23 protein-coding genes are annotated in these 21,138 nt (G+C 58.4%); 11 read left to right on the top strand and 12 right to left on the bottom strand.

Going from position 1 to position 21,138, the window contains the following annotated elements; all coding sequences use genetic code 11:
* Nucleotides 1-143: 143 nt before the first annotated feature.
* From KGB25_RS26135 to colR, 5 genes are all read right to left on the bottom strand, one after another.
* The gene (locus KGB25_RS26135) at nucleotides 144-371 is read right to left on the bottom strand and encodes a hypothetical protein (RefSeq protein ID WP_032832295.1); all 228 of its coding nucleotides are present in this window, start codon (nucleotides 369-371) and stop codon (nucleotides 144-146) included.
* 2 nt (nucleotides 372-373) lie between these two features.
* The gene (locus KGB25_RS26130; RefSeq protein WP_192228592.1) at nucleotides 374-1,087 is read right to left on the bottom strand and encodes a lipopolysaccharide kinase InaA family protein; all 714 of its coding nucleotides are present in this window, start codon (nucleotides 1,085-1,087) and stop codon (nucleotides 374-376) included.
* Nucleotides 1,088-1,091: 4 nt separating this feature from the next.
* Nucleotides 1,092-1,760 (bottom strand): class I SAM-dependent methyltransferase, encoded by a 669-nt coding sequence (locus tag KGB25_RS26125; RefSeq protein ID WP_192228591.1) that lies wholly within the window; start codon nucleotides 1,758-1,760, stop codon nucleotides 1,092-1,094.
* A 152-nt stretch (nucleotides 1,761-1,912) separates the two neighbouring features.
* Nucleotides 1,913-3,193 (bottom strand): sensor histidine kinase, encoded by a 1,281-nt coding sequence (locus KGB25_RS26120; protein WP_008036469.1) that lies wholly within the window; start codon nucleotides 3,191-3,193, stop codon nucleotides 1,913-1,915.
* A complete protein-coding gene (colR, locus tag KGB25_RS26115) occupies nucleotides 3,183-3,866 on the bottom strand; it encodes a two-component system response regulator ColR (protein ID WP_008032118.1) in 684 nt (227 codons plus the stop codon). The genes KGB25_RS26120 and colR overlap by 11 nt, the downstream gene beginning before the upstream one ends.
* 219 nt (nucleotides 3,867-4,085) lie before the next feature.
* Here colR and KGB25_RS26110 point away from each other — a divergent pair, with 219 nt between their 5' ends.
* Nucleotides 4,086-4,829 (top strand): phosphatase PAP2 family protein, encoded by a 744-nt coding sequence (locus KGB25_RS26110; protein ID WP_192417143.1) that lies wholly within the window; start codon nucleotides 4,086-4,088, stop codon nucleotides 4,827-4,829.
* Between the two features lie 170 nt (nucleotides 4,830-4,999).
* On the opposite strand, the gene groL is transcribed toward KGB25_RS26110, so the two are convergent.
* From groL to KGB25_RS26090, 4 genes are all read right to left on the bottom strand, one after another.
* Entirely contained in the window at nucleotides 5,000-6,643 is a 1,644-nt protein-coding gene (groL, locus tag KGB25_RS26105; RefSeq protein ID WP_008032122.1) for a chaperonin GroEL, read from the bottom strand.
* Nucleotides 6,644-6,692: 49 nt separating this feature from the next.
* A complete protein-coding gene (locus KGB25_RS26100; protein WP_008032125.1) occupies nucleotides 6,693-6,986 on the bottom strand; it encodes a co-chaperone GroES in 294 nt (97 codons plus the stop codon).
* Nucleotides 6,987-7,233: 247 nt separating this feature from the next.
* Nucleotides 7,234-7,710: an FxsA family protein gene (locus KGB25_RS26095; RefSeq protein WP_008032127.1), complete on the bottom strand. Its 477-nt coding sequence runs from the start codon at nucleotides 7,708-7,710 to the stop codon at nucleotides 7,234-7,236.
* Nucleotides 7,711-7,776: 66 nt separating this feature from the next.
* Complete coding sequence (locus KGB25_RS26090) at nucleotides 7,777-8,508, bottom strand: HugZ family protein (RefSeq protein ID WP_032832293.1); 732 nt, start codon at nucleotides 8,506-8,508, stop codon at nucleotides 7,777-7,779.
* Between the two features lie 164 nt (nucleotides 8,509-8,672).
* Here KGB25_RS26090 and KGB25_RS26085 point away from each other — a divergent pair, with 164 nt between their 5' ends.
* A complete protein-coding gene (locus KGB25_RS26085; RefSeq protein ID WP_032832292.1) occupies nucleotides 8,673-9,431 on the top strand; it encodes an SDR family oxidoreductase in 759 nt (252 codons plus the stop codon).
* Between the two features lie 120 nt (nucleotides 9,432-9,551).
* Here the strand turns inward: KGB25_RS26085 and apbC are convergent, their stop codons facing one another.
* The gene (gene apbC / locus KGB25_RS26080) at nucleotides 9,552-10,646 is read right to left on the bottom strand and encodes an iron-sulfur cluster carrier protein ApbC (protein WP_192417145.1); all 1,095 of its coding nucleotides are present in this window, start codon (nucleotides 10,644-10,646) and stop codon (nucleotides 9,552-9,554) included.
* A gap of 267 nt (nucleotides 10,647-10,913) precedes the next feature.
* Here apbC and metG point away from each other — a divergent pair, with 267 nt between their 5' ends.
* The 8 genes from metG (at nucleotide 10,914) to KGB25_RS26040 (ending at nucleotide 17,918) form a co-directional block, all read left to right on the top strand.
* Complete coding sequence (gene metG, locus KGB25_RS26075) at nucleotides 10,914-12,965, top strand: methionine--tRNA ligase (RefSeq protein ID WP_008032136.1); 2,052 nt, start codon at nucleotides 10,914-10,916, stop codon at nucleotides 12,963-12,965.
* 129 nt (nucleotides 12,966-13,094) lie between these two features.
* The gene (locus KGB25_RS26070) at nucleotides 13,095-13,664 is read left to right on the top strand and encodes an electron transport complex protein RnfA (protein WP_223437278.1); all 570 of its coding nucleotides are present in this window, start codon (nucleotides 13,095-13,097) and stop codon (nucleotides 13,662-13,664) included.
* The gene (rsxB, locus tag KGB25_RS26065; protein ID WP_223437277.1) at nucleotides 13,661-14,881 is read left to right on the top strand and encodes an electron transport complex subunit RsxB; all 1,221 of its coding nucleotides are present in this window, start codon (nucleotides 13,661-13,663) and stop codon (nucleotides 14,879-14,881) included. Before KGB25_RS26070 ends, rsxB begins: the two co-directional genes overlap by 4 nt.
* On the top strand, nucleotides 14,868-15,857 hold the full coding sequence (locus KGB25_RS26060) for an RnfABCDGE type electron transport complex subunit D (protein WP_192228584.1): 990 nt from the start codon (nucleotides 14,868-14,870) through the stop codon (nucleotides 15,855-15,857). Before rsxB ends, KGB25_RS26060 begins: the two co-directional genes overlap by 14 nt.
* The gene (locus KGB25_RS26055; protein ID WP_008036450.1) at nucleotides 15,854-16,465 is read left to right on the top strand and encodes an RnfABCDGE type electron transport complex subunit G; all 612 of its coding nucleotides are present in this window, start codon (nucleotides 15,854-15,856) and stop codon (nucleotides 16,463-16,465) included. Before KGB25_RS26060 ends, KGB25_RS26055 begins: the two co-directional genes overlap by 4 nt.
* Entirely contained in the window at nucleotides 16,458-16,967 is a 510-nt protein-coding gene (locus KGB25_RS26050) for an Rnf-Nqr domain containing protein (protein ID WP_223437274.1), read from the top strand. Before KGB25_RS26055 ends, KGB25_RS26050 begins: the two co-directional genes overlap by 8 nt.
* Nucleotides 16,968-16,992: 25 nt before the next feature.
* Complete coding sequence (gene nth / locus KGB25_RS26045; RefSeq protein ID WP_008032146.1) at nucleotides 16,993-17,631, top strand: endonuclease III; 639 nt, start codon at nucleotides 16,993-16,995, stop codon at nucleotides 17,629-17,631.
* A gap of 107 nt (nucleotides 17,632-17,738) precedes the next feature.
* Nucleotides 17,739-17,918 carry a PA3496 family putative envelope integrity protein gene (locus KGB25_RS26040; protein WP_007898493.1) on the top strand — a complete coding sequence of 60 codons (180 nt, stop codon included), beginning with the start codon at nucleotides 17,739-17,741 and terminating at the stop codon, nucleotides 17,916-17,918.
* Nucleotides 17,919-18,008: 90 nt separating this feature from the next.
* On the opposite strand, the gene KGB25_RS26035 is transcribed toward KGB25_RS26040, so the two are convergent.
* Nucleotides 18,009-18,635 carry a response regulator transcription factor gene (locus tag KGB25_RS26035; protein ID WP_008032148.1) on the bottom strand — a complete coding sequence of 209 codons (627 nt, stop codon included), beginning with the start codon at nucleotides 18,633-18,635 and terminating at the stop codon, nucleotides 18,009-18,011.
* 487 nt (nucleotides 18,636-19,122) lie between these two features.
* Between KGB25_RS26035 and KGB25_RS26030 the strand changes: the two genes are divergently transcribed.
* Entirely contained in the window at nucleotides 19,123-19,758 is a 636-nt protein-coding gene (locus tag KGB25_RS26030; protein WP_008036444.1) for a hypothetical protein, read from the top strand.
* 137 nt (nucleotides 19,759-19,895) lie between these two features.
* On the opposite strand, the gene KGB25_RS26025 is transcribed toward KGB25_RS26030, so the two are convergent.
* Nucleotides 19,896-21,113, bottom strand: coding sequence for an argininosuccinate synthase (locus KGB25_RS26025; RefSeq protein ID WP_008032151.1), 1,218 nt, complete (start codon nucleotides 21,111-21,113; stop codon nucleotides 19,896-19,898).
* Nucleotides 21,114-21,138: the final 25 nt, after the last annotated feature.

Raw genomic sequence — 21,138 nt, 5'->3', positions numbered from 1 at the left:
CGGCTTGCCGGCGATGGTGTGTCAGCGGCGGTGATGTCGACTGACACTCCATCGCCGGCAAGCCGGCTCCTACAGAGCGTAAGAGACACGGAAATGAAAAAGGCCTCGCATTTGCGAGGCCTTTTATTTGGGCTTCAATCTGGTCAACTCTGCGGCCTCAGTCCTTGAGAAAGTCCGAACATGAACAGCAATAGATCATGATCGGGTTGGGTTGCAACGGTCGCCTTCGCAACCCGTGGCATCGGACAACGCACGTCCCCGCTCACTGAACTGAGGACCTGCGTGCGGGGCTGCTCCCAAGCCGCCACCGCCAGTGAAGCAACTGCCAAGGCTCCTATCAGGAACAAACCTCTAGCAATTTCGAGTTTCATTGCTATAAACCTTTGATAGCGCTGCCAAACGCCGTCTCATAAAGGTAGACGAGATTTTTCCAGTCCGTGTCGCTGAACGACGAGTGGCGGCGCAGTTGCCGCATGTCATGGGTAGCGGCGCGACGGGCGGTCAAACGCTTCCGGCTCTTCTCCAGATCGAGCATGGCAATCTCGACGTTGGCGGCCTCGCCCTCACCAGTGACGCGTACGAATACGTGCTTCATATAGAGGCAGCCGTGCTGCCAGCGGCCCTTGTGCATGCGAGCCAGATTCTCGGCCAGATCCTTCAGGACCCGATCATGCACCGCCTCGCCATGACGTTCGCGACCACCACCTGCATACCAGTGTTCGATTTCTTCGAAACCGTCCAGTGCCTTGGTCACCAGCAATGCGCGCCACTTGTGAACCGGGTCATGCTGCGCACCGCAGAAAACGATTTCCGGAACGCGCACGTCGATCAGGCGCATGCCCATGAGCGCATCTCGCTCACGCAACACCGTCGGCCGACCGAAAGGATGCAGCCAACTCCGATAGATATGTCCGGTCTGACGTTTGACGTAAAGCAGTTGTCCCTTGCTGCTCTTGATACGCTGCACGCCACTTTCGCCGCCGCGACGGACGTTGGGTTCTTCAACCCACTCACCGCGCTGATTCCAGAAATAGTCAAAGCGGTCTTGGGAAGCGACGTCCGTTTCTGCTGCACACTGCACTGCCATTGAGTTACCTCTTGCGTAATACATAAACCCGCCACATGGCATAGAGCGGTAAAAAGTCCAGTTGTTCCTGGACTCGAAAACCCGCCTGCTCGAACTCCTTTTCGACCGTAGCCGCCGGTAACACAAATCGGTTTTGGTAACCGAGATGCCCACGTGTTTTTTCAAGCCGCCTGCGTTTCCAGGCTTTGAAATTGCCGTCCACCCACAACGAAATAATCACGCTGTCACGCGTGACGCGTTCGAACTCACGCAAAATGGCCAGTCGATGCTCGGCTTCACCGATGTGGTGCAGCAAACGCATACAAAAAATGCTGTCGACGGCGTTATCAGGCAAGGCAATGTCGAACGCAGATGTGTGCAAGGGTTGTACCCGTTTCACCACATCGGCCGGTTGCGCCTTCAAAGCGATTTTCAGCATGGACTCGGAGTTGTCCGCACCGATAATCACCCGATTGGCTTTTTCCGCCAGTAGTGGCCAGAAGCGCCCGGCACCGCAGGGTAAATCGAGAACCAGGCCAGGTTCACCGGCCAATGTCAAAGCCTTGCGCGCCAGTTGCTCGTCACGCCAATGGGACAGTCGGCGACCGAGTCCGTCCTGATGTTTGCGCAGGTATTTCTGAGCGTGTTGATCGTCGTATTTTTCGGAAAAATCAAGTTTGATCGGGCCAGCCATCACGAAGGGCTCCTGCGTTTCTGATGACCACTACCCTAAGGAATGGTGTGTCAGCGCCAGGTCATGCCTTCGTGAAAAAATCGTGGTGTAAAACCCCGATTTATTTCGAGGTTTTACAGGTTGATGGCAGTGGCCGAGGGCCACCAACGAAATCAACTATCGCGCTGACTCAACGTCACCTGAAAACGACAGCCATTGGGCTCCATATTCGTCAGGCTGACATTCCACCCCTGGTTCTCGCAGATCCGCTGCACCAGCGACAGGCCCAGCCCCAGTCCTTCACCGCGCTTCTCGTTGCCACGCACGAACGGCTCGAACATCGCCTCGCGTTTTTCCTCGGGAATGCCCACACCACTGTCCTCGACCGTGAAACCGGCGGTCGTCAGCGTCAAGCGGATGAAGCCCCGTTCGGTGTAATGCAGCGCGTTACGCAGCAGGTTCCCCATGACTGCGTGCAACAGGGTTGCGTTGTAGCAGGTGCTGGCCGGATTGCCCGGTTCAAATATCAGCGACAGCCCTTTTGCCTCGATCGGTTCTCGCCATAAATTGAGCAGCCCGCCGGCGACCTGGCTCAAGGACTGCTGCGGCGCCATGCTGGCGTCTTCATGTTGGGCGCGGGCCAGCATCAGGAAGGTTTGCACCAGCTCACGCATCTCTTCGCAGGCGCGGGCGATTCGTTCAACCTGAGCCCGCCCCCGCTGGTCGATGCCGGGGTTTTCCAGCAACAGCTCACAGGAACTGGCCAGCACCATCAACGGCGTGCGCAATTCGTGGCTGACGTCACTGGTGAACAATCGCTCCCGGGTCAATGCCTGCCGCAAGCGCCCGAGGGTGGCGTCGAAAGCTACCGCCAGCTCGCCCACTTCATCAGCGGCGTAGTCCGGTGCCAACGGGGGCGCCAGCCCCAGGAGCTGATCGCGGTGACGCACCTGCCGAGCGAGGCGCACCACCGGCGCCATCACTTTGCGCGCGAGGACCCAGCCGAGGAACACCGCCAACGCCAGGCTCAAGACGAAGCCCACCAGCACCACCGCGAACAGCACCCGCTCACGCTCTTCGAAATCACTCTGGTCTTGCAGCAGCACATAATGCCGGCCGTCGACGACTTCGACCATCGCGTGATACGACAGCTGCTCCCGGAACACCTCGTGAAAACCCGGCTCCAGATGACGCAAATCCTTGGGCAAGTCGAAATCGCCCGGCCCGCCGCTGAAGTAGAACAGCTGGTCTGGTTCGGGGCGATGGCTCCAGTCCGAGACACTGTCCATCAACAACAGGCGTTGCAGATCGCCACCCAGACCTGCAGAAATCAGTTTTTCTTCCACCAGGTGCACGGTTGCCACAATGCCCATGGCGAAGGCGCCTGCCACCAATGCGCTCATCAGCGCAAAGGCGATGATGATCCGTTGAGCAAGGCTCTGTTTAAACTCCATCACGGCCCTCGGCCAAGCGATAACCCACACCGTGTACGGTTTGCAGCAACGGCTTGGCGAACGGCTTGTCGATCACCTGACGCAATTGGTGGACGTGGCTGCGCAGGCTGTCGCTGTCCGGGCAGTCATCGCCCCACAGGGCCTCTTCGAGAATTTCCCGGCGCAAGACGTGCGGGCTTTTCTGCATCAGCACGGCCAACAGTTTCAGGCCGACCGGGTTGAGTTTCAGCAAGCGCCCTTCGCGGGTGACTTCCAGGGTATCGAGGTCGTAGCTCAGATCGCCGACTTGCAGGGTACGACGACCGCCGCCCTGCGCCCGGCGCATCACCGCTTCGATCCGCGCGGCCAGTTCAGACAGGGCGAAAGGTTTGATCAGGTAATCATCCGCCCCGGACTTGAAGCCTTGCAGCCGGTCGTCCAATTGATCGCGAGCGGTCAGCATGATCACCGGGGTGTCACGGCGAGCGTCTTCGCGCAGGCGTTTGCACAACGTATAGCCGTCGATGCCGGGCAACATGATGTCGAGCACGATCAAGTCGTAGTGCTCGGTGGCTGCCAGGTGCAGGCCAGACAAACCGTCCTGCGCGCAATCCACGGTGTAGCCTTTGAGCCCCAGGTAATCGGCCAGATTGGCCAGGATATCGCGGTTGTCTTCAACCAATAGAATTCGCATGGGCACCTCCTCCGTACACAGTAACGGCCGTCTTGGCCCGCGCAGCTTAAGGCCTGGCGTGGCGCAGAGCCAGAACTGTGTGCAGTGGCCAAACCCATTGATAAACCCGGTGTGACGTTGACGATTTTTTCACTATCGGTTCACACGGCAGCGACAGAAACAGGCCCAAACTCCGCGCGGCTGCGCTCTCAAGAACATTTAACCGACCAAGGAACTGCCATGGTTTCGACCACTGCCCGCCCCGCCTCTCGCCCTCTGAACTTCTGGGTGTGCCTGGGTGTGCCCGCCGTTGCGGCGATCATTCTGGTGCTGCTCGAACTGACGTCCGTGGACATGGACCTGGCGAGGATGTTCTACGACCCGGCTGCGGGGGATTTCATCGGACGGCACAGTTACTTCCTCGAAAACATCCTGCATGACCGCGCCAAACAGGTGGTCATCGCGTTTTCAGTGTTGGCCATCTTCGGCTTCATCGGCGCCTTTTTCATCGACCGGCTCAAACCGTTCAAACGGGAACTGGGCTGCCTGGTGCTGTCCCTTGGCCTGGCGACCTCTTTTGTCACGCCCGTCAAAGCGGTGACCGCGGTTCAATGCCCATGGAGCCTGGAGCAATTCGGCGGTCATGAAACCTACAGCGAACTGCTCAGCCCGCGCCCACCTACCGAAAAACCCGGCCGTTGCTGGCCAGGTGGCCATGCCGCCACCGGTTTCACGTTGTTTGCGCTGTTTTTCGTGCTGCGCGACCGACGTCCGCGTCTGGCGCGCAAGGCGCTGGTGTTCGCGTTTGCGCTGGGCACGGTGTTTTCCATCGGCCGGATGCTGCAGGGCGCGCATTTTTTCTCGCACAACGTGTGGACAGCGATTTTCTGCTGGCTGATTTGTCTGGGGTCGTATTACTACATCCTTTATCGACCGGCGTTGAAGGCTGATCGAGTAACCAAGGCAGAACCTGTCGGCGCCTGATCTGACGCCTTCGCGGGCAAGCCTCGCTCCTACAAGGATCGCGCAGAACCTGTAGGAGCGAGGCTTGCCCGCGAAGGCCGCGACTCGGTCTTCCGACATACCAAATCGAGGCAATAAAAAACCCCGCCTGCTTTCGCAGGCGGGGTTTTTTCGTACGGGGTAAGGCTGGCTTACATCATGCCGCCCATGCCGCCCATACCGCCCATGTCTGGCATGCCGCCGCCAGCTGGTGCGTCTTCCTTGATCTCGGCGATCATGGCTTCGGTGGTGATCATCAGGCTGGCAATCGACGAAGCCGCTTGCAGAGCCGAACGAGTCACTTTGGCCGGGTCCAGGATACCCATTTCGATCATGTCGCCGTATTCGCCGGTGGCAGCGTTGTAACCGTAGTTACCCGAACCCTGCTTGACCTTGTCCACAACAACGCTTGGCTCGTCGCCGGAGTTGGCAACGATCTGGCGCAGTGGCGCTTCAACAGCGCGACGCAGCAACTGGATGCCAACGTTCTGGTCATCGTTGTCGCCTTTCAGCTCGGAGATAGCCTGCAGAGCGCGAACCAGTGCCACGCCGCCGCCAGGTACCACGCCTTCTTCAACGGCTGCACGGGTAGCGTGCAAGGCGTCTTCAACGCGGGCTTTCTTCTCTTTCATTTCAACTTCGGAACCAGCGCCAACCTTGATCACTGCAACGCCGCCGGACAGCTTGGCCAGACGCTCTTGCAGTTTTTCACGGTCGTAGTCGGACGAAGTGTCGGCCACTTGCTGACGGATCTGCAGAACGCGAGCCTGGATGTCAGCCTCAACGCCGGCACCGTCGATCACGGTGGTGTTTTCTTTGGACAGGATCACGCGCTTGGCATTACCCAGGTGTTCCAGGGTAGTGCTTTCCAGGCTCAGACCGATCTCTTCGGAGATAACGGTACCGCCAGTCAGAACAGCGATGTCCTGCAGCATGGCCTTGCGACGGTCGCCGAAGCCTGGAGCCTTGACGGCTGCGACTTTGACGATGCCACGCATGTTGTTCACAACCAGAGTCGCCAGGGCTTCGCCTTCAACGTCTTCGGCCACGATCAGCAGTGGACGGCCGGCTTTGGCAACGGCTTCCAGTACTGGCAGCATTTCGCGGATGTTCGAGATCTTTTTGTCGACCAGCAGGATCAGCGGACCGTCCAGCTCGGCAGTCATGGTCTCTGGCTTGTTGACGAAGTACGGGGACAGGTAGCCACGGTCGAACTGCATGCCTTCAACAACCGACAGTTCGTTTTCCAGGCCCGAGCCTTCTTCAACGGTGATCACGCCTTCTTTACCGACTTTTTCCATGGCTTCGGCAATGATGTCGCCGATGGAGTTGTCGGAGTTGGCCGAGATGGTGCCGACCTGAGCGATTGCCTTGGTGTCAGCGCATGGCTTGGACAGGGCTTTCAGCTCTTTGACGATCGCGATGGTCGCTTTGTCGATACCGCGCTTGAGGTCCATCGGGTTCATGCCGGCAGCGACGGCTTTCAGGCCTTCGTTGACGATCGATTGAGCCAGAACGGTAGCGGTGGTGGTGCCGTCGCCTGCGTCATCGTTGGCACGGGAGGCAACGTCTTTGACCAGCTGCGCGCCCATGTTTTCGAAGCGATCTTTCAGCTCGATTTCTTTGGCAACGGACACGCCGTCCTTGGTGATGGTCGGAGCGCCGAAGCTCTTCTCGATGATCACGTTACGGCCTTTAGGGCCCAGGGTCGCTTTTACTGCGTCAGCCAGGACGTTTACACCGGCGAGCATTTTCTTGCGGGCGGAGTCGCCGAATTTAACTTCTTTAGCAGCCATGATCGATATTCCTTAAATACTTTGTAGTAGCGGGAAAATGAGCGGGGAATCAGCCTTCGATAACAGCGAGAATCTCGTTCTCAGCCATTACCAACAGGTCTTCGCCGTCGACTTTCACGGTGTTGCTGCCGGAGTACGGGCCGAACACAACCTTGTCACCCACTTTCACGGCCAGCGCACGCACTTCACCGTTGTCCAGCACGCGGCCGGTACCTACAGCGAGCACTTCGCCGCTGTTGGCTTTTTCAGCAGCCGAACCTGGCAGGACGATACCGCCAGCGGTTTTCTTTTCTTCTTCGCTGCGACGGATGACGACGCGGTCATGCAGAGGACGAAGCTTCATTGTCGATCTCTCCTAATTGTGGTTTTCATCGGCCGGTGTAGTCCCGGCGGGTTTAACAAATCCGGCGGTGCCGGGTGCGGTTCGTCAAGCGAACCGCGGAAGTCTGTCTGGCGTGATTGCCAGAAACCTTGCGGTGACCGTTACATAAGGGCGCATAAGCTTATTACAAGGGCGCGGATCGAAATTTTTTACGTTGATGCCCCGAAAACGAACACGGCACCCGAAGGTGCCGTGCAGGTGAAACGATTTACTTGGAATCGCGGTGTTCGAACTCACCTTCGATCACGTTCGGCTCTCGGCCCAACGGCTCGCGCGGAGCAGGACCGCCACGCGGCTGAAGATCATCGGCGAACGCACGCTGACGGATCGCCGCCTCTTCGGCGCGCTGGCGCATTTTATTGGCCAGCAGTCGACGCGAGATCGGCAGCAGCATGATCAGGCCCAGCACGTCGGTGACGAAGCCCGGCAGAATCAACAGACCACCGGCCAGGGCCAGCATCAGGCCTTCGAGCATGGTCTGGGCTGGCAGTTCGCCGCGGTTCAGGCTTTCACGCGCACGCAGCGCAGTTGCCAGGCCGGCGATGCGCAGCACGAACACGCCGAGCATCGAGCCGAGAATGACCAGCAGCAGCGCCGGGAAAAACCCGATCGCACCGCTGACCTTGACGAATACGAACAGCTCCAACACCGGAAACAGTACAAAGAGCAATAAAAAAGGGCGCATCAAATGGTTCCTCAACGCAAGAATGCCTTGCCAGTCTTCCCTAGATGACGTCGCCCTTTCGTGAATTCAAGCGCCGGCCACTTCATTTTTCGGCCAATGTTCGGCGTGAGCCAGGAAAACCAAGGCTTCCCGAACTTGTGTCGGCGTATTACACGGGGCTTGAAACGGTAACCAGTACAGCGCCTGGCCAATGCGCAGGTGCATGCCTTCAGTGTCGATCCCGGCCAGTTGCGCCGGCTCGGTTTTCGGCAGCCCCGCCAGTTCGACGTAGTGGGCGATGGCTTTGGCGTGATCGGCGTTCATGTGCTCGACCATGCTCACCTCGGCCTTGCCGGCGAACGGATTGGCCAACGTCAGTTGATCGACCCAATGAATCGCGCCGAAGCCACCGATGTAACGGTGACGCACGGGTTTAAGCACCCAGAAATCGAAATCGTGGGCTTTGTGATAATTCTGCGAATCCGGGAAGTAACGGTAGTAGCGCTCGGCGGCCACTTCAATCGCAGCCGCGTCCTCGAGTTTTTCCGCTTCGGCGAGGTACGTCAGGCGGCCGACCGCTTGCACGTCCTCGGCCCCGCGCTCACCGACGAACAGCGAACACTTCGGGTCTTTCTGCAGGTTGTGGGTGTGCTGGGCGATGCGGCTGATCAGGATCAGCGGCCGGCCCTGCTCGTCCAGACAGTAAGGAACCACGGAGCCAAACGGGAAACCGGGCATCGCCTTGGAGTGCGTCGACAGCACTCCGCGGTATTCCTTGAGAAGCAATTCTCGGGCATTCTTGGCCGCTTCAACGCTCAATTTATGACTCCTTATATAGAATCCGTCGAAAAAACGGACAGGCGACTGCTGAAAGTTCCAGTCCGCCATCGGGGCAGTTCTCATGTGCAACCAGGCCACATCAGGTGCAGATCGAGAGGCTCTCTAGAAGGAAGACCACTCCAACCTGCAACTGGGGCACGCGAATGCAACTCACTGACAAAGTAATCATTATCACTGGCGGTTGCCAGGGTTTAGGCCGTTCGATGGCCGAGTATTTAGCCGGCAAAGGCGCGAAGCTTGCGCTGGTTGACCTGAACCAGGAAAAGCTCGATGACGCCGTTGCCGCGTGCAAGGCCAAGGGCGTCGAGGCCCGCGCCTATCTGTGCAATGTGGCGAATGAAGAGCAAGTGACGCACATGGTCGCCCAGGTGGCCGAAGATTTCGGCGCGATCCATGGGCTGATCAACAACGCCGGGATCCTGCGTGACGGGCTGCTGTTGAAGGTCAAGGACGGCGAGATGACCAAGATGAGCCTGGCCCAATGGCAGGCGGTCATCGACGTTAACCTGACCGGCGTGTTCCTGTGCACCCGCGAAGTCGCGGCGAAAATGGTCGAGCTGAAGAATAGCGGCGCGATCATCAACATCTCGTCGATCTCCCGCGCCGGCAACGTCGGCCAGACCAACTACTCGGCGGCCAAGGCCGGGGTTGCTGCGGCGACCGTCACTTGGGCAAAGGAATTGGCACGTTACGGCATCCGCGTTGCGGGCATTGCACCGGGCTTTATCGAGACCGAGATGACGCTGGGCATGAAGCCTGAAGCGCTGGAGAAAATGACGTCCGGGATTCCGCTCAAGCGCATGGGCAAGCCGGAAGAAATCGCCCATTCGGCGGCGTACATTTTCGAGAACGACTACTACACCGGCCGGATCCTGGAAATGGATGGCGGGTTGCGCATCTAACCAACACCGCAAAACCAATGTGGGAGCGAGCCTGCTCGCGATAACGGTGTGCCAGTCAACGCATCCGTTGAATGTTAATCCGCTATCGCGAGCAGGCTCGCTCCCACAATTGGATCGCGTTTAATCGTCGCTGATGGTGATGTTCGGCATCGCCGGGGTCGCCGCTTCCTGCAACACGATCCGCGCGCCGACGTGGCGGGCGAGTTCCTGATACACCAGCGCGATCGGGCTGTCCGGCTCGGCAATGACCGTTGGCTTGCCGCCATCGGCCTGTTCACGAATGGCCATCGCCAGCGGCAAAGAGGCCAGCAGCTCGACGCCATACTGGCTGGCCAGCTTCACGCCCCCGCCCTCACCGAACAGATGCTCGGCATGCCCGCAGTTCGAGCAGATGTGCACCGCCATGTTTTCCACCACGCCCAGCACCGGGATGTTGACCTTGCGGAACATCTCCACGCCTTTGCGCGCGTCCAGCAACGCCAGGTCTTGTGGGGTGGTAACGATGACAGCGCCGGCCACCGGGACTTTCTGCGCCAGGGTCAGCTGGATGTCGCCGGTGCCAGGCGGCATGTCGATGACCAGGTAATCCAGATCGCCCCAGGCGGTTTGTGTCACCAGTTGCAACAGTGCGCCAGAGACCATCGGCCCGCGCCAGACCATCGGCGTATTGTCGTCGGTCAAAAACGCCATGGACATCACTTCGACGCCATGGGACTCAATCGGCACGAACCACTTCTGATCCTTGACCTTTGGTCGGGTGCCTTCGGGAATGCCGAACATGATGCCTTGGCTCGGACCGTAAATGTCCGCGTCGAGAATCCCCACCTTCGCGCCTTCGCGGGCCAGGGCCAACGCGAGGTTGGCGGCGGTGGTGGACTTGCCCACGCCGCCCTTGCCGGATGCCACGGCCACGACGTTCTTGACGTTGGCCAGGCCCGGGATCTGTGCCTGAGCCTTGTGTGCGGCGATCACGCTGGTGATATCAACGCGGGCGCTGGTGACGCCGTCGAGGCCTTCGATGGCCATTTGCAGCATCTGCGCCCAGCCACTTTTGAACAGGCCGGCGGCGTATCCCAACTCCAGCTGGACGCTGACGCGATCACCCTGGATGTCGATGTTGCGCACGCACCCGGCGCTGACCGGGTCCTGGTTCAGGTAAGGGTCGGTGTATTGGCGAAGGACGGCTTCCACCGCTGCGCGATTGACGGCGCTCATGGGCAACTCCGATAGCAAGACTGGAAAATCAGGCGGGTATCGTACCTGTTCTGATCGTTTGGCGGCATGTCGAAAAGATCTGTAGGAGCCGGCTTGCCGGCGATAGCTGACTTGAGGACGCCATCGCCGGCAAGCCGGGCTCCTACAGGAACGCGGCGCATCGCATGAATCCACGTCAGTCATCCAATGAAACAGGCGCACGGGGTGAAAAATATGCGCCGGCGCTTTATAGTGGCCGACCTCCGTTTCATCAAGTAGCCGAGCCCCATGTCCGAGCCACGCAAGATCCTCGTCACCAGCGCCCTGCCCTATGCCAATGGTTCGATCCATCTTGGCCACATGCTGGAATACATCCAGACCGATATGTGGGTGCGCTTCCAGAAGCACCGCGGCAACCAATGCATTTATGTCTGCGCCGACGACGCCCACGGTTCGGCGATCATGCTGCGCGCGGAAAAGGAAGGCATCACCCCGGAACAACTGATCGCCAACGTCCAGGCTGAACATAGCGCCGACTTTGCCGAGTTCCTGGTGGACTTCGACAACTTCCACTCCACTCACGCCGAAGAAAACCGTGAGCTGTCGAGCCAGATCTACTTGAAGCTGCGCGACGCCGGGCACATCGCCACGCGCTCGATCACGCAGTATTTCGACCCGGAAAAGAAAATGTTCCTGGCCGACCGCTTCATCAAGGGTACCTGCCCGAAATGCGGCACCGAAGACCAGTACGGCGACAACTGCGAGAAATGCGGCGCGACCTACGCACCGACTGACTTGAAGGATCCGAAATCGGCCATCTCTGGCGCCACCCCGGTGCTCAAGGATTCCCAGCACTTCTTCTTCAAACTGCCGGACTTCCAGGAAATGCTGCAAACCTGGACCCGCAGCGGCACGCTGCAAGACGCCGTCGCGAACAAGATCGCCGAATGGCTGGATGCCGGCCTGCAACAGTGGGACATCTCCCGCGATGCGCCGTACTTCGGTTTCGAAATCCCAGGCGAGCCGGGCAAGTACTTCTACGTCTGGCTGGACGCGCCAATCGGTTACATGGCCAGTTTCAAGAACTTGTGCAACCGCACGCCGGAACTGGATTTCGATGCGTTCTGGGGCAAGGATTCCACCGCCGAGCTGTACCACTTCATCGGCAAGGACATCGTCAACTTCCACGCCCTCTTCTGGCCAGCGATGCTCGAAGGCGCCGGTTTCCGTAAACCGACCGGCATCAACGTGCACGGCTACCTGACCGTCAATGGTCAGAAAATGTCCAAGTCCCGCGGCACCTTCATCAAGGCCCGGACCTACCTGGATCACCTGTCGCCGGAATACCTGCGTTATTACTACGCGGCCAAACTGGGACGTGGCGTCGACGACCTCGACCTGAACCTCGAAGACTTCGTGCAGAAGGTCAACTCCGACCTCGTCGGCAAAGTCGTCAACATCGCCAGCCGCTGCGCCGGTTTCATCCACAAAGGCAACGCCGGCGTGCTGGTGGCCGGTAACGCCGCGCCAGAACTGACCGAAGCTTTCCTCGCCGCAGCGCCAAGCATCGCCGAAGCCTACGAGGCTCGCGACTTTGCCCGTGCCATGCGCGAAATCATGGGCCTGGCCGACCGCGCCAACGCCTGGATCGCCGACAAGGCGCCTTGGTCGCTGAACAAACAGGAAGGCAAGCACGACGAAGTCCAGGCGATCTGCGCGCTGGGCATCAACCTGTTCCGCCAACTGGTGATTTTCCTCAAACCGGTGCTGCCACTGCTGGCCGCCGATGCCGAGGCGTTCCTCAACGTCGCGCCGCTGACTTGGGCCGATCACGCGACCCTGCTCAGCAACCATCAGTTGAACGAGTTCAAGCCGCTGATGACCCGCATCGACCCGGTGAAAGTGCAAGCCATGACCGACGCTTCGAAAGAAGACCTGACCGCCAGCCAGACCGACACCGGCGAAGCTGCACCTGCCGGCAACGGCGAACTGGCGAAGGATCCGCTGTCGCCAGAGATCGAATTCGATGCGTTTGCCGCCGTCGACCTGCGCGTTGCGTTGATCGTCAAGGCCGAAGCCGTGGAAGGCGCCGACAAGCTGCTGCGCCTGACACTCGATATCGGTGACGAGCAACGCAACGTGTTCTCCGGGATCAAGAGCGCTTACCCGGACCCGTCCAAGCTCGATGGTCGCCTGACCATGATGATCGCCAACCTCAAGCCACGGAAAATGAAGTTCGGTATCTCCGAAGGCATGGTGATGGCGGCCGGTCCTGGCGGTGAAGAAATCTACCTGCTCAGCCCCGACAGCGGTGCCAAGCCAGGTCAGCGCATCAAGTAAGATCCTGCGGCAAACCGATCCCACAGTCGTGCCCGACGCGACTGTGGGATTTTCATATCTGGCCCCCCCTCCTTCCTTGCCGGATAATGCCTAACCTTGTTAGCAAGGGTTCTTTCTTCCGGCACGATCATGACCGAGATGCTTCTTACGCTTATCAGCGCTGCCCTGATCAACAACGTCGTGTTGCACTGGCCGCTGGGCGTCGATCCGCTGCTGGGCTCAGAGCGCCGTCAGGTGCATGCGCTGGGCATTGCGACGACGTGCCTGATGCTGATCGTCGGAATGCTCGGCTACGCACTCTATTACTGGCTACTGGCGCCGCTTGAGCTGACTTCGCTGCGTTTGTTCGCGTTTCTGCCCCTGAGCGTGTTGTTGATCACACCGCTGCTGAAGTTGCTGCCGAAAGTGTTTTCGACGCTTTCGTTCGAAGGGCTCTGGCCGCTGCTGCTCGGCAATGCCGGCGTGCTCGGTCTGGCGCTGATCAACGCCCAGGAAAACCGCGGATTTTTCCACGCCACAGCCCTGAGCCTCGGCGCCGGGCTGGGGTTCTGGCTGGTGCTGAGTCTGTTCAGCGACTTGCGCCAGCGCACCCTCGATAACGATGTTCCCCTGCCCTTTCGCGGCCTGCCGATCGACCTGATCGGCGCCGGACTGATCGCAGTGGCTTTTCTCGGTTTCAGCGGACTGATCAAAACATGAGTCTGATTCAACGCATCGACGCCCTCTTGCCGCAGACCCAGTGCGGCAAATGTGGCCATCCGGGATGCAAGCCGTACGCAGAAGGCATCGCCAGCGGCGAGCCGATCAACAAGTGCCCGCCCGGCGGCAGCGAAACCATCGCAGCCTTGGCTGAGTTGCTGAAAGTGCCGGTGCTGGAGCTGGACGTCAGTCGCGGTTCGGCCCCGGCGCAAATCGCCTACATCCGCGAAGCCGAGTGCATCGGTTGCACCAAGTGCATTCAGGCCTGCCCGGTAGATGCCATCGTCGGCGCAGCGAAATTGATGCACACGGTGATCATCGACGAATGCACCGGTTGCGACCTTTGCGTGGCTCCTTGCCCGGTGGACTGCATCGAAATGCGGCCGTTACCGCTGGCCACGGTGTTGCCGATTGTTGGTGGCCTGGCATTCAGCCCTGAAGAACAACAGGCGCGTACCGCCAAACGCAATCACGCCCGGCGTCGCTTTGAACAGCGCAACGCCCGCTTGCACCGCGAAGAAGAACAGAAACTCGCCGAGCGTCAGGCCCGGGCACATCGCGCCGCGCAACAGCAGCACAGTGAAGTGACAACGCTCGACCCGGTTCAAGCCGCACTGGAGAGAGTTCGTGCGCAGAAAGCAGCCAATGCCGACGCGGCGTTGAAGAAAGCCAAAATCGATCTGGCGATGAGCCGCGCACAACTGAACAAATCGCTCAAGGCGTTCGGCCATCCGCCGACCTTCGAACAGCAGTCGCAACTGATCGTCCTGCAACAGCAATTCGACGCCGCTGAACACGCCTTGGCGCAGTTGGAAAACAGCGCACCACCCGCCGCTGCGCCTGCTGCGCCAGTGAAGGACGCGGAGCTGAAGCGGGCGAAAATACAGTTGGCCATGCGCCGCGCCGAACTCAAGAAAGCGCAAACCAGTGACGCGCCGGCCGAGCAGATCGACGCCCTGGAGCGCGCACTCGGCGACGCTGAAAAAGCCCTGCACGCGGCAGAAACTGCGAGCGAGCAGCCTTTACCTGACCTGGCGCGTATCGAAAAACGCCCCATCGACAGCCAGCTTCGACAGCTGAAAACCGAATTGGCCTACGCTCGCGCGGATGTCAGCAAACTCGAACGTCGCACTGACACCCCCGCTGAGTTATTGGACAAGGCGCGCGCTCGCCTGCAAGAAGCCGAGCGCCAGGTGGATGCCTATGTCGCCCCTTGAATCGGTCGACGAGCGCCTTCAGCAGGCCATGAAGCTGGTGTTGCTGGCCACCGTGCCGGGGATGCTGGTGCTGTTCTGGCTGTATGGCTGGGGCGTGTTGATCAATTTGATCCTGGCCGGCGTTACCGCGTTGGCCGTTGAAGCGGCAGTGTTATGGCTGCGCAAACGCCAGATCAAACCGACCTTGAGCGATGGCAGCGCGCTGGTCAGTGCGACGCTGCTGGCCCTGGCTTTGCCGCCGTATTGCCCATGGTGGCTGACGGTCTGCGCCGCGGCATTCGCACTGCTCGGCAAACAACTGTATGGCGGTGTAGGGAAAAACCCGTTCAACCCGGCGATGCTCGGTTTCGCTTTGGTACTGGTGACCTTTCCCCAACCAATGACTCACTGGCCTTCGTCCCACGGCATGGACCTGCTCGGTGGCCTGCAGCAAGTGTTCGGTTTCAGCCTCAGCCAGACGCCGGATGCGTGGGTCCAGGCCACGGCGCTGGACAGCTTGCGAATCAACAAAAGCCTGACCATGGACGAACTCTTCGCCGGTAATCCGGCGTTCGGTCACTTCGGCGCGCGCGGCGTGGAATGGGTCAACCTGGCGTTTCTGGCGGGCGGTTTGTTTCTGCTGCAACGGCAGGTGTTCAGCTGGCATGCGCCGGTGGGCATGCTTGCCAGCCTGTTCGTCATCAGCCTGCTGTGCTGGAACGGCTCGGGCTCCGACTCCCATGGTTCCCCCCTGTTTCATCTGCTCACGGGCGCGAGCATGCTGGGCGCATTCTTTATCGTCACGGAGCCAGTGTCCGGCGCAAAAATCCCTGGCGCCCGACTGCTGTTCGGTGCGGGCGTGGGATTGCTGACGTACCTGATTCGAACCTGGGGCGGCTATCCGGACGGCGTTGCGTTTGCAGTGTTGTTGATGAATCTTTGCGTGCCGGCGCTGGAGCGGTTTGTCGCGTCCAGGCAGGAGCCGATTTCGCCATGAGCCGAACGTCGAGCGTTGTGATTCTGCTGTTGCTGGCAAGCCTGGGGATTGGCGCAACCTACCTTGTGCAGTACAGCAGCGCGCCACGTATCGCAGCCGAACAGCGACGGATCGACAGCCGCAACCTGCTCGATTTGCTGCCCTCCGACAGTTACGACAATCAACCGCTGGAGCAGCCGCTGCAACTCGGTAACCTGGCGTTGACCAACAGCACCTTGCTGGGCGGCTACCTCGCCACCAAGGCCGGCCAACCCGTTGCGGTCCTGCTGCGCAGCCAGACGATCGGGTATGCGGGCTCCATCGATTTGCTGATTGCCATTGACGCGAACGGCAAGTTGCTGGGGGTCAAGACCCTGAAACAATCGGAAACCCCGGGCCTGGGTGCGCGTATCGCCGACTGGCCCAATACCTGGCTTCAGGCGTTCACTGGCAAATCCTTGAATGAACCCGCCGACAGCGGTTGGGCGTTGAAAAAGGATCAGGGGCAATTTGATCAAATCGCTGGCGCGACCATTACCTCCAGAGCCGTGATCAATGCGATCCACGAGGCTCTGCGCTACTTCGATGAACACTCGCGTCAGCTGATCGGGAGCGGCCGCCATGAATAAGTCCGCGAAGTTACAGAACTCGCTGATGCTCGCGCCGCTGATCGGCGCCACTGACTCGTTAGTGACCGCACTGGGTGTGTGGTTGATATTCATCGTGGTGATCAGTGCGTTTGGTGCGAGCATGTCTGCCTTGCGATCCCGACTGATCCCGGCGGCTCGCTTGTTCGCAGGCGTCCTGCTGGCGGCCACGCTGACCGGTTGTGCAGAACTCGCCGCGCAGGTCTGGTCACTTCAATGGCACCAGCATTCGGGGTTTTATGCAGCACTGATCGCTTTGCAGTGCGTCATGTTGGAACACACCGGTTTTTTCCAGAGTGCATGGCGTGAGCGCCTGCGCCTGTGTGTCCTGTTCGGCGCGCTGATGGTCGGCTTGGGCCTGCTGCGCGAGTTCCTCGGCGACGCCGGCTTGCGCCTGGCCACGTTGGCACCTGGCGGATTCATTCTGCTGGGCCTGCTGATCGCCGCCTGGCAAGCCTGGCCCCGCCCGACTCCCTCACATTGATCGCTTTCGAGGAAACGCACTGCCCATGAATGCCGCAAAACGTCTGGAAATTTTCCGCAGGCTGCATGAAGACAACCCGGAGCCGAAGACCGAACTGGCCTACTCCTCGCCATTCGAATTGCTGATCTCGGTGATTCTCTCGGCACAATCGACCGATGTCGGCGTCAATAAAGCCACCGCCAAGCTCTACCCGGTGGCCAATACGCCGCAAGCGATTTACGCGCTGGGCGTGGAAGGTCTGTCCGAGTACATCAAGACCATCGGCCTGTTCAACAGCAAGGCAAAAAATGTAATCGAAACCTGCCGCTTGCTGGTGGAACGCCATGGCGGGGAAGTGCCGCAGACCCGTGAAGAGCTGGAAGCGTTGCCCGGTGTCGGCCGCAAGACTGCCAACGTGGTGCTCAATACTGCGTTCCGACAACTGACCATGGCCGTGGACACGCATATTTTCCGGGTCAGCAATCGTACTGGCATCGCTCCCGGCAAGAATGTGGTCGAGGTCGAGAAAAAACTGATGAAGTTCGTGCCGAAGGAATATCTGCTCGATTCCCATCACTGGCTGATTCTTCATGGGCGTTACGTTTGCCTGGCTCGCAAGCCTCGCTGCGGCAGTTGCCGGATAGAAGACCTGTGCGAATACAAGCACAAGACTTCGGACGATTGAGGCGCTATTAGGTTTTTTGATTTATCGATTGAAAAAATCTTTTTTACCCGCGAGGCGATTATCGATATAAGGAGCGCCAAAGGCAGTCTTAGCCTGGAGTTAACCTTATGAGCACTGGCAAAGAGCAATTGGACGTAGAAGACGACTTCACACCCGTTGAGGCCGATGACGCGGAACCGGTGGTTGAAGTGGCAAAGACCAACCTGAGCAAACGCCGCACCATCGACAATCTGCTGGAGGAGCGCCGACTGCAAAAGCAATTGGCCGATTACGATTTTGACCTATGACACCTGAAAGCCTCCCGAAACGGAGGCTTTTTACTAGGTGCGAAACCTTGAAAACGCCCACTCTTTACGCCCCGTCAAGCACTGGCCCAGTCATACCAACCCATTGCGTTGAGCCAGTTCGATCAGGTCAACCAGGGACCGCGCATTGAGTTTCAACAACAGCCGCGTCTTGTAAGTACTGACGGTTTTATTGCTGAGGAACATTCCATCGGCAATTTCCTTGTTGGTCTTGCCGCGAGCCAACTGTTGCAAGACCATCATCTCCCGCCCCGAAAGACGATCCACCATATCGGCTTCACTGGCATTCCCCAGACTGGAGCGCACGGTATGCAAGGCTTGATTGGGAAAGTAACTGTAGCCCGACAATACCGCCTTTATTGCACTGAGCAACTCAGTGAGGTCCTGTTGTTTGCAAACATATCCTGCAGCACCGGATTGCATGCAACGCATCGAAAAATGCCCGGGAGCCTGTGAAGTCAATATCAGTACTTTCATTGGCATCGCTGCCGATGCCAGACGTGCAATGACTTCCAGCCCATCCAGTTTGGGTATTCCAATATCCAGGATGACAATATCCGGCATATGTTCACGAGCTAGTTGCAATGCATCCACGCCATTATCTGTTTCTGCAATGACTTCGTAGCCATGACGCTCCATCAGCATACGTACCGCAAGACGAATGACGGGGTGATCATCCACGATCAGCACTTTATTCATGGGCAAGTCCAATTTTCGCTGTTCGAATTTTTAGAGCCCGCACAATAGCCTAGTCGTTTCACCCATGGCATGCCGCTCCCCCCGGCCACCCACACCGAGAGACATTCCCTACAAACATCGCGGAATAATCTTACAAAAAATCTTGAAACACAGCGCGCCAGAAACTTTATCTGTCTCATGATATTTCAGTATTCAACAGTTTTTTGTTTCGACTTACAACCAGCGCGCCACACAACAACAGTTGACCAAGATGATCCGACACACGCCAACGATTAGTCTACCCTTGTAGGGTAATTGATATTTCCCGGCCTGCCCACCACACCAGAAACATCAAACACAAAACCTTACATCAAAAGTCAATTAACAATAAATGAATAGCAAAACTGATATATCCGAACTATAAATCCACCGCTACCATATAAACTCTACACCCTAACAACCACCAACTAACACAATGAGAAAAGACGAACTAATATGAGTAAAAAATATGATAAAACTCAAACAACGAATCACCAACCCCATGACAGTCATCGCGATATTCGCAACACTGTCTGAAACATCGGCCGCCATCTCTCTACCCTTCCTCGATGACGAAGATAAAGAGATCTACATCTGGTTTTTGATCAGCTTTCCCTTTTATTTGCTTTTTCTTTTCTTCGCCACCCTTAACTTCAATTATCGATCGCTTTACGCGCCTTCCGACTTTGAAAAGGGAAAGCATTTCATAAAGGTGATGGACAACGCAGAGCGTTCAGGTAACGCGCAAGATCCGCCCGACGAGATCGGCTTACAGCCAAGTCTCTCGGCTCAGTACCCTATTCGGTTGCCCGAGTCACTCAAGGATCTGCACATCATTGATGCACGAAGGATGAACAAAAAAAATGAGTTCCGCGCCCTTCTGGAGAAGCTTCGCCAGCCCAAGGGGAATCCGGCACACGTTGTCGTGTTTCTCGTTGTTGGCGAGTCGGAGACGTTACTGAAAGAAAGCGCACTCAAGTTTTGCCGAAACGCAAAAAAACGCAGCAGCGCAACGTTCTGTATTGCTTACAATTTGAGTTCACGTGACGTGACGGTCATTGATCAATATTGCCGGGCTGACACACAGCAGGCAGTTGCTCTTTAGGATCAATGGGGGGCGGACAGGAAGGAATTTAAAACAACAAGAATGTTGAATCGCAATGTCAGACAGAAAATCCCTGTTTTCAAATGTGTGGCCTTGTCCTGGACAAGGCCACACATTCCATCAGCGTGTCAAAGATCTCAGAACAGCTTGCGACCTTTGTTTGCCGCGATACGCATGCGCAGCGCGTTGAGCTTGATGAAGCCCGCCGCGTCGGCCTGGTTGTAGGCGCCGCCATCTTCCTCGAAGGTCGCGATGTTGGCATCGAACAACGATTCGTCGGACTTGCGGCCAGTGACGATCACGTTGCCCTTGTACAGCTTCAGGCGCACGACGCCGTTCACGTGAGCCTGGGACGCATCGATCATCTGTTGCAGCATCAGACGCTCAGGGCTCCACCAGTAACCGGTGTAGATCAGGCTGGCGTATTTAGGCATCAGCTCGTCTTTGAGGTGAGCCACTTCGCGGTCCAGCGTGATCGATTCGATCGCACGGTGGGCGCGCAGCATGATGGTGCCGCCAGGGGTTTCGTAGCAGCCACGGGACTTCATGCCCACGTAACGGTTCTCGACGATGTCGAGACGGCCGATACCGTGTTCGCCACCGATACGGTTCAGGGTCGCCAGCACGGTGGCCGGAGTCATTTCGACGCCGTCCAGTGCAACGATGTCGCCGTTACGGTAAGTCAGTTCGAGGTACTGCGCCTTGTCAGGAGCCTTCTCCGGGGAGACGGTCCATTTCCACATGTCTTCTTCGTGCTCGGTCCAGGTGTCTTCCAGCACGCCGCCTTCATAGGAGATGTGCAGCAGGTTGGCATCCATCGAGTACGGGGATTTCTTCTTGCCATGACGCTCGATCGGGATCGCGTGCTTTTCAGCGTAATCCATCAGCTTTTCACGGGAGAGCAGGTCCCATTCGCGCCACGGAGCGATCACTTTCACACCTGGCTTCAAGGCATAAGCGCCCAGTTCGAAACGAACCTGGTCGTTACCCTTGCCGGTGGCACCGTGGGAAATGGCGTCAGCGCCGGTTTCGTTGGCGATTTCGATCAGGCGTTTGGCGATCAACGGACGAGCGATGGAAGTACCCAGCAGGTACTCGCCTTCGTAAACGGTGTTGGCGCGGAACATCGGGAATACGAAGTCACGCACGAATTCTTCGCGCAGATCGTCGATGTAGATTTCTTTTACGCCCATGGCCTGAGCCTTGGCGCGAGCCGGCTCGACCTCTTCGCCCTGACCCAGGTCAGCGGTAAAGGTCACCACTTCACAGTTATAAGTATCCTGCAGCCACTTGAGGATCACCGAAGTGTCCAGGCCGCCGGAATACGCCAGAACGACCTTGTTTACGTCCGCCATGCCATCACTCCACGGGGTTCTACGG

Origin of the sequence: Pseudomonas sp. BF-RE-21, from assembly GCF_019947305.1 — a bacterium.
GTDB classification, from domain to species: domain Bacteria; phylum Pseudomonadota; class Gammaproteobacteria; order Pseudomonadales; family Pseudomonadaceae; genus Aquipseudomonas; species Aquipseudomonas migulae.
This window is presented reverse-complemented; position numbering and strand designations above follow the sequence as displayed.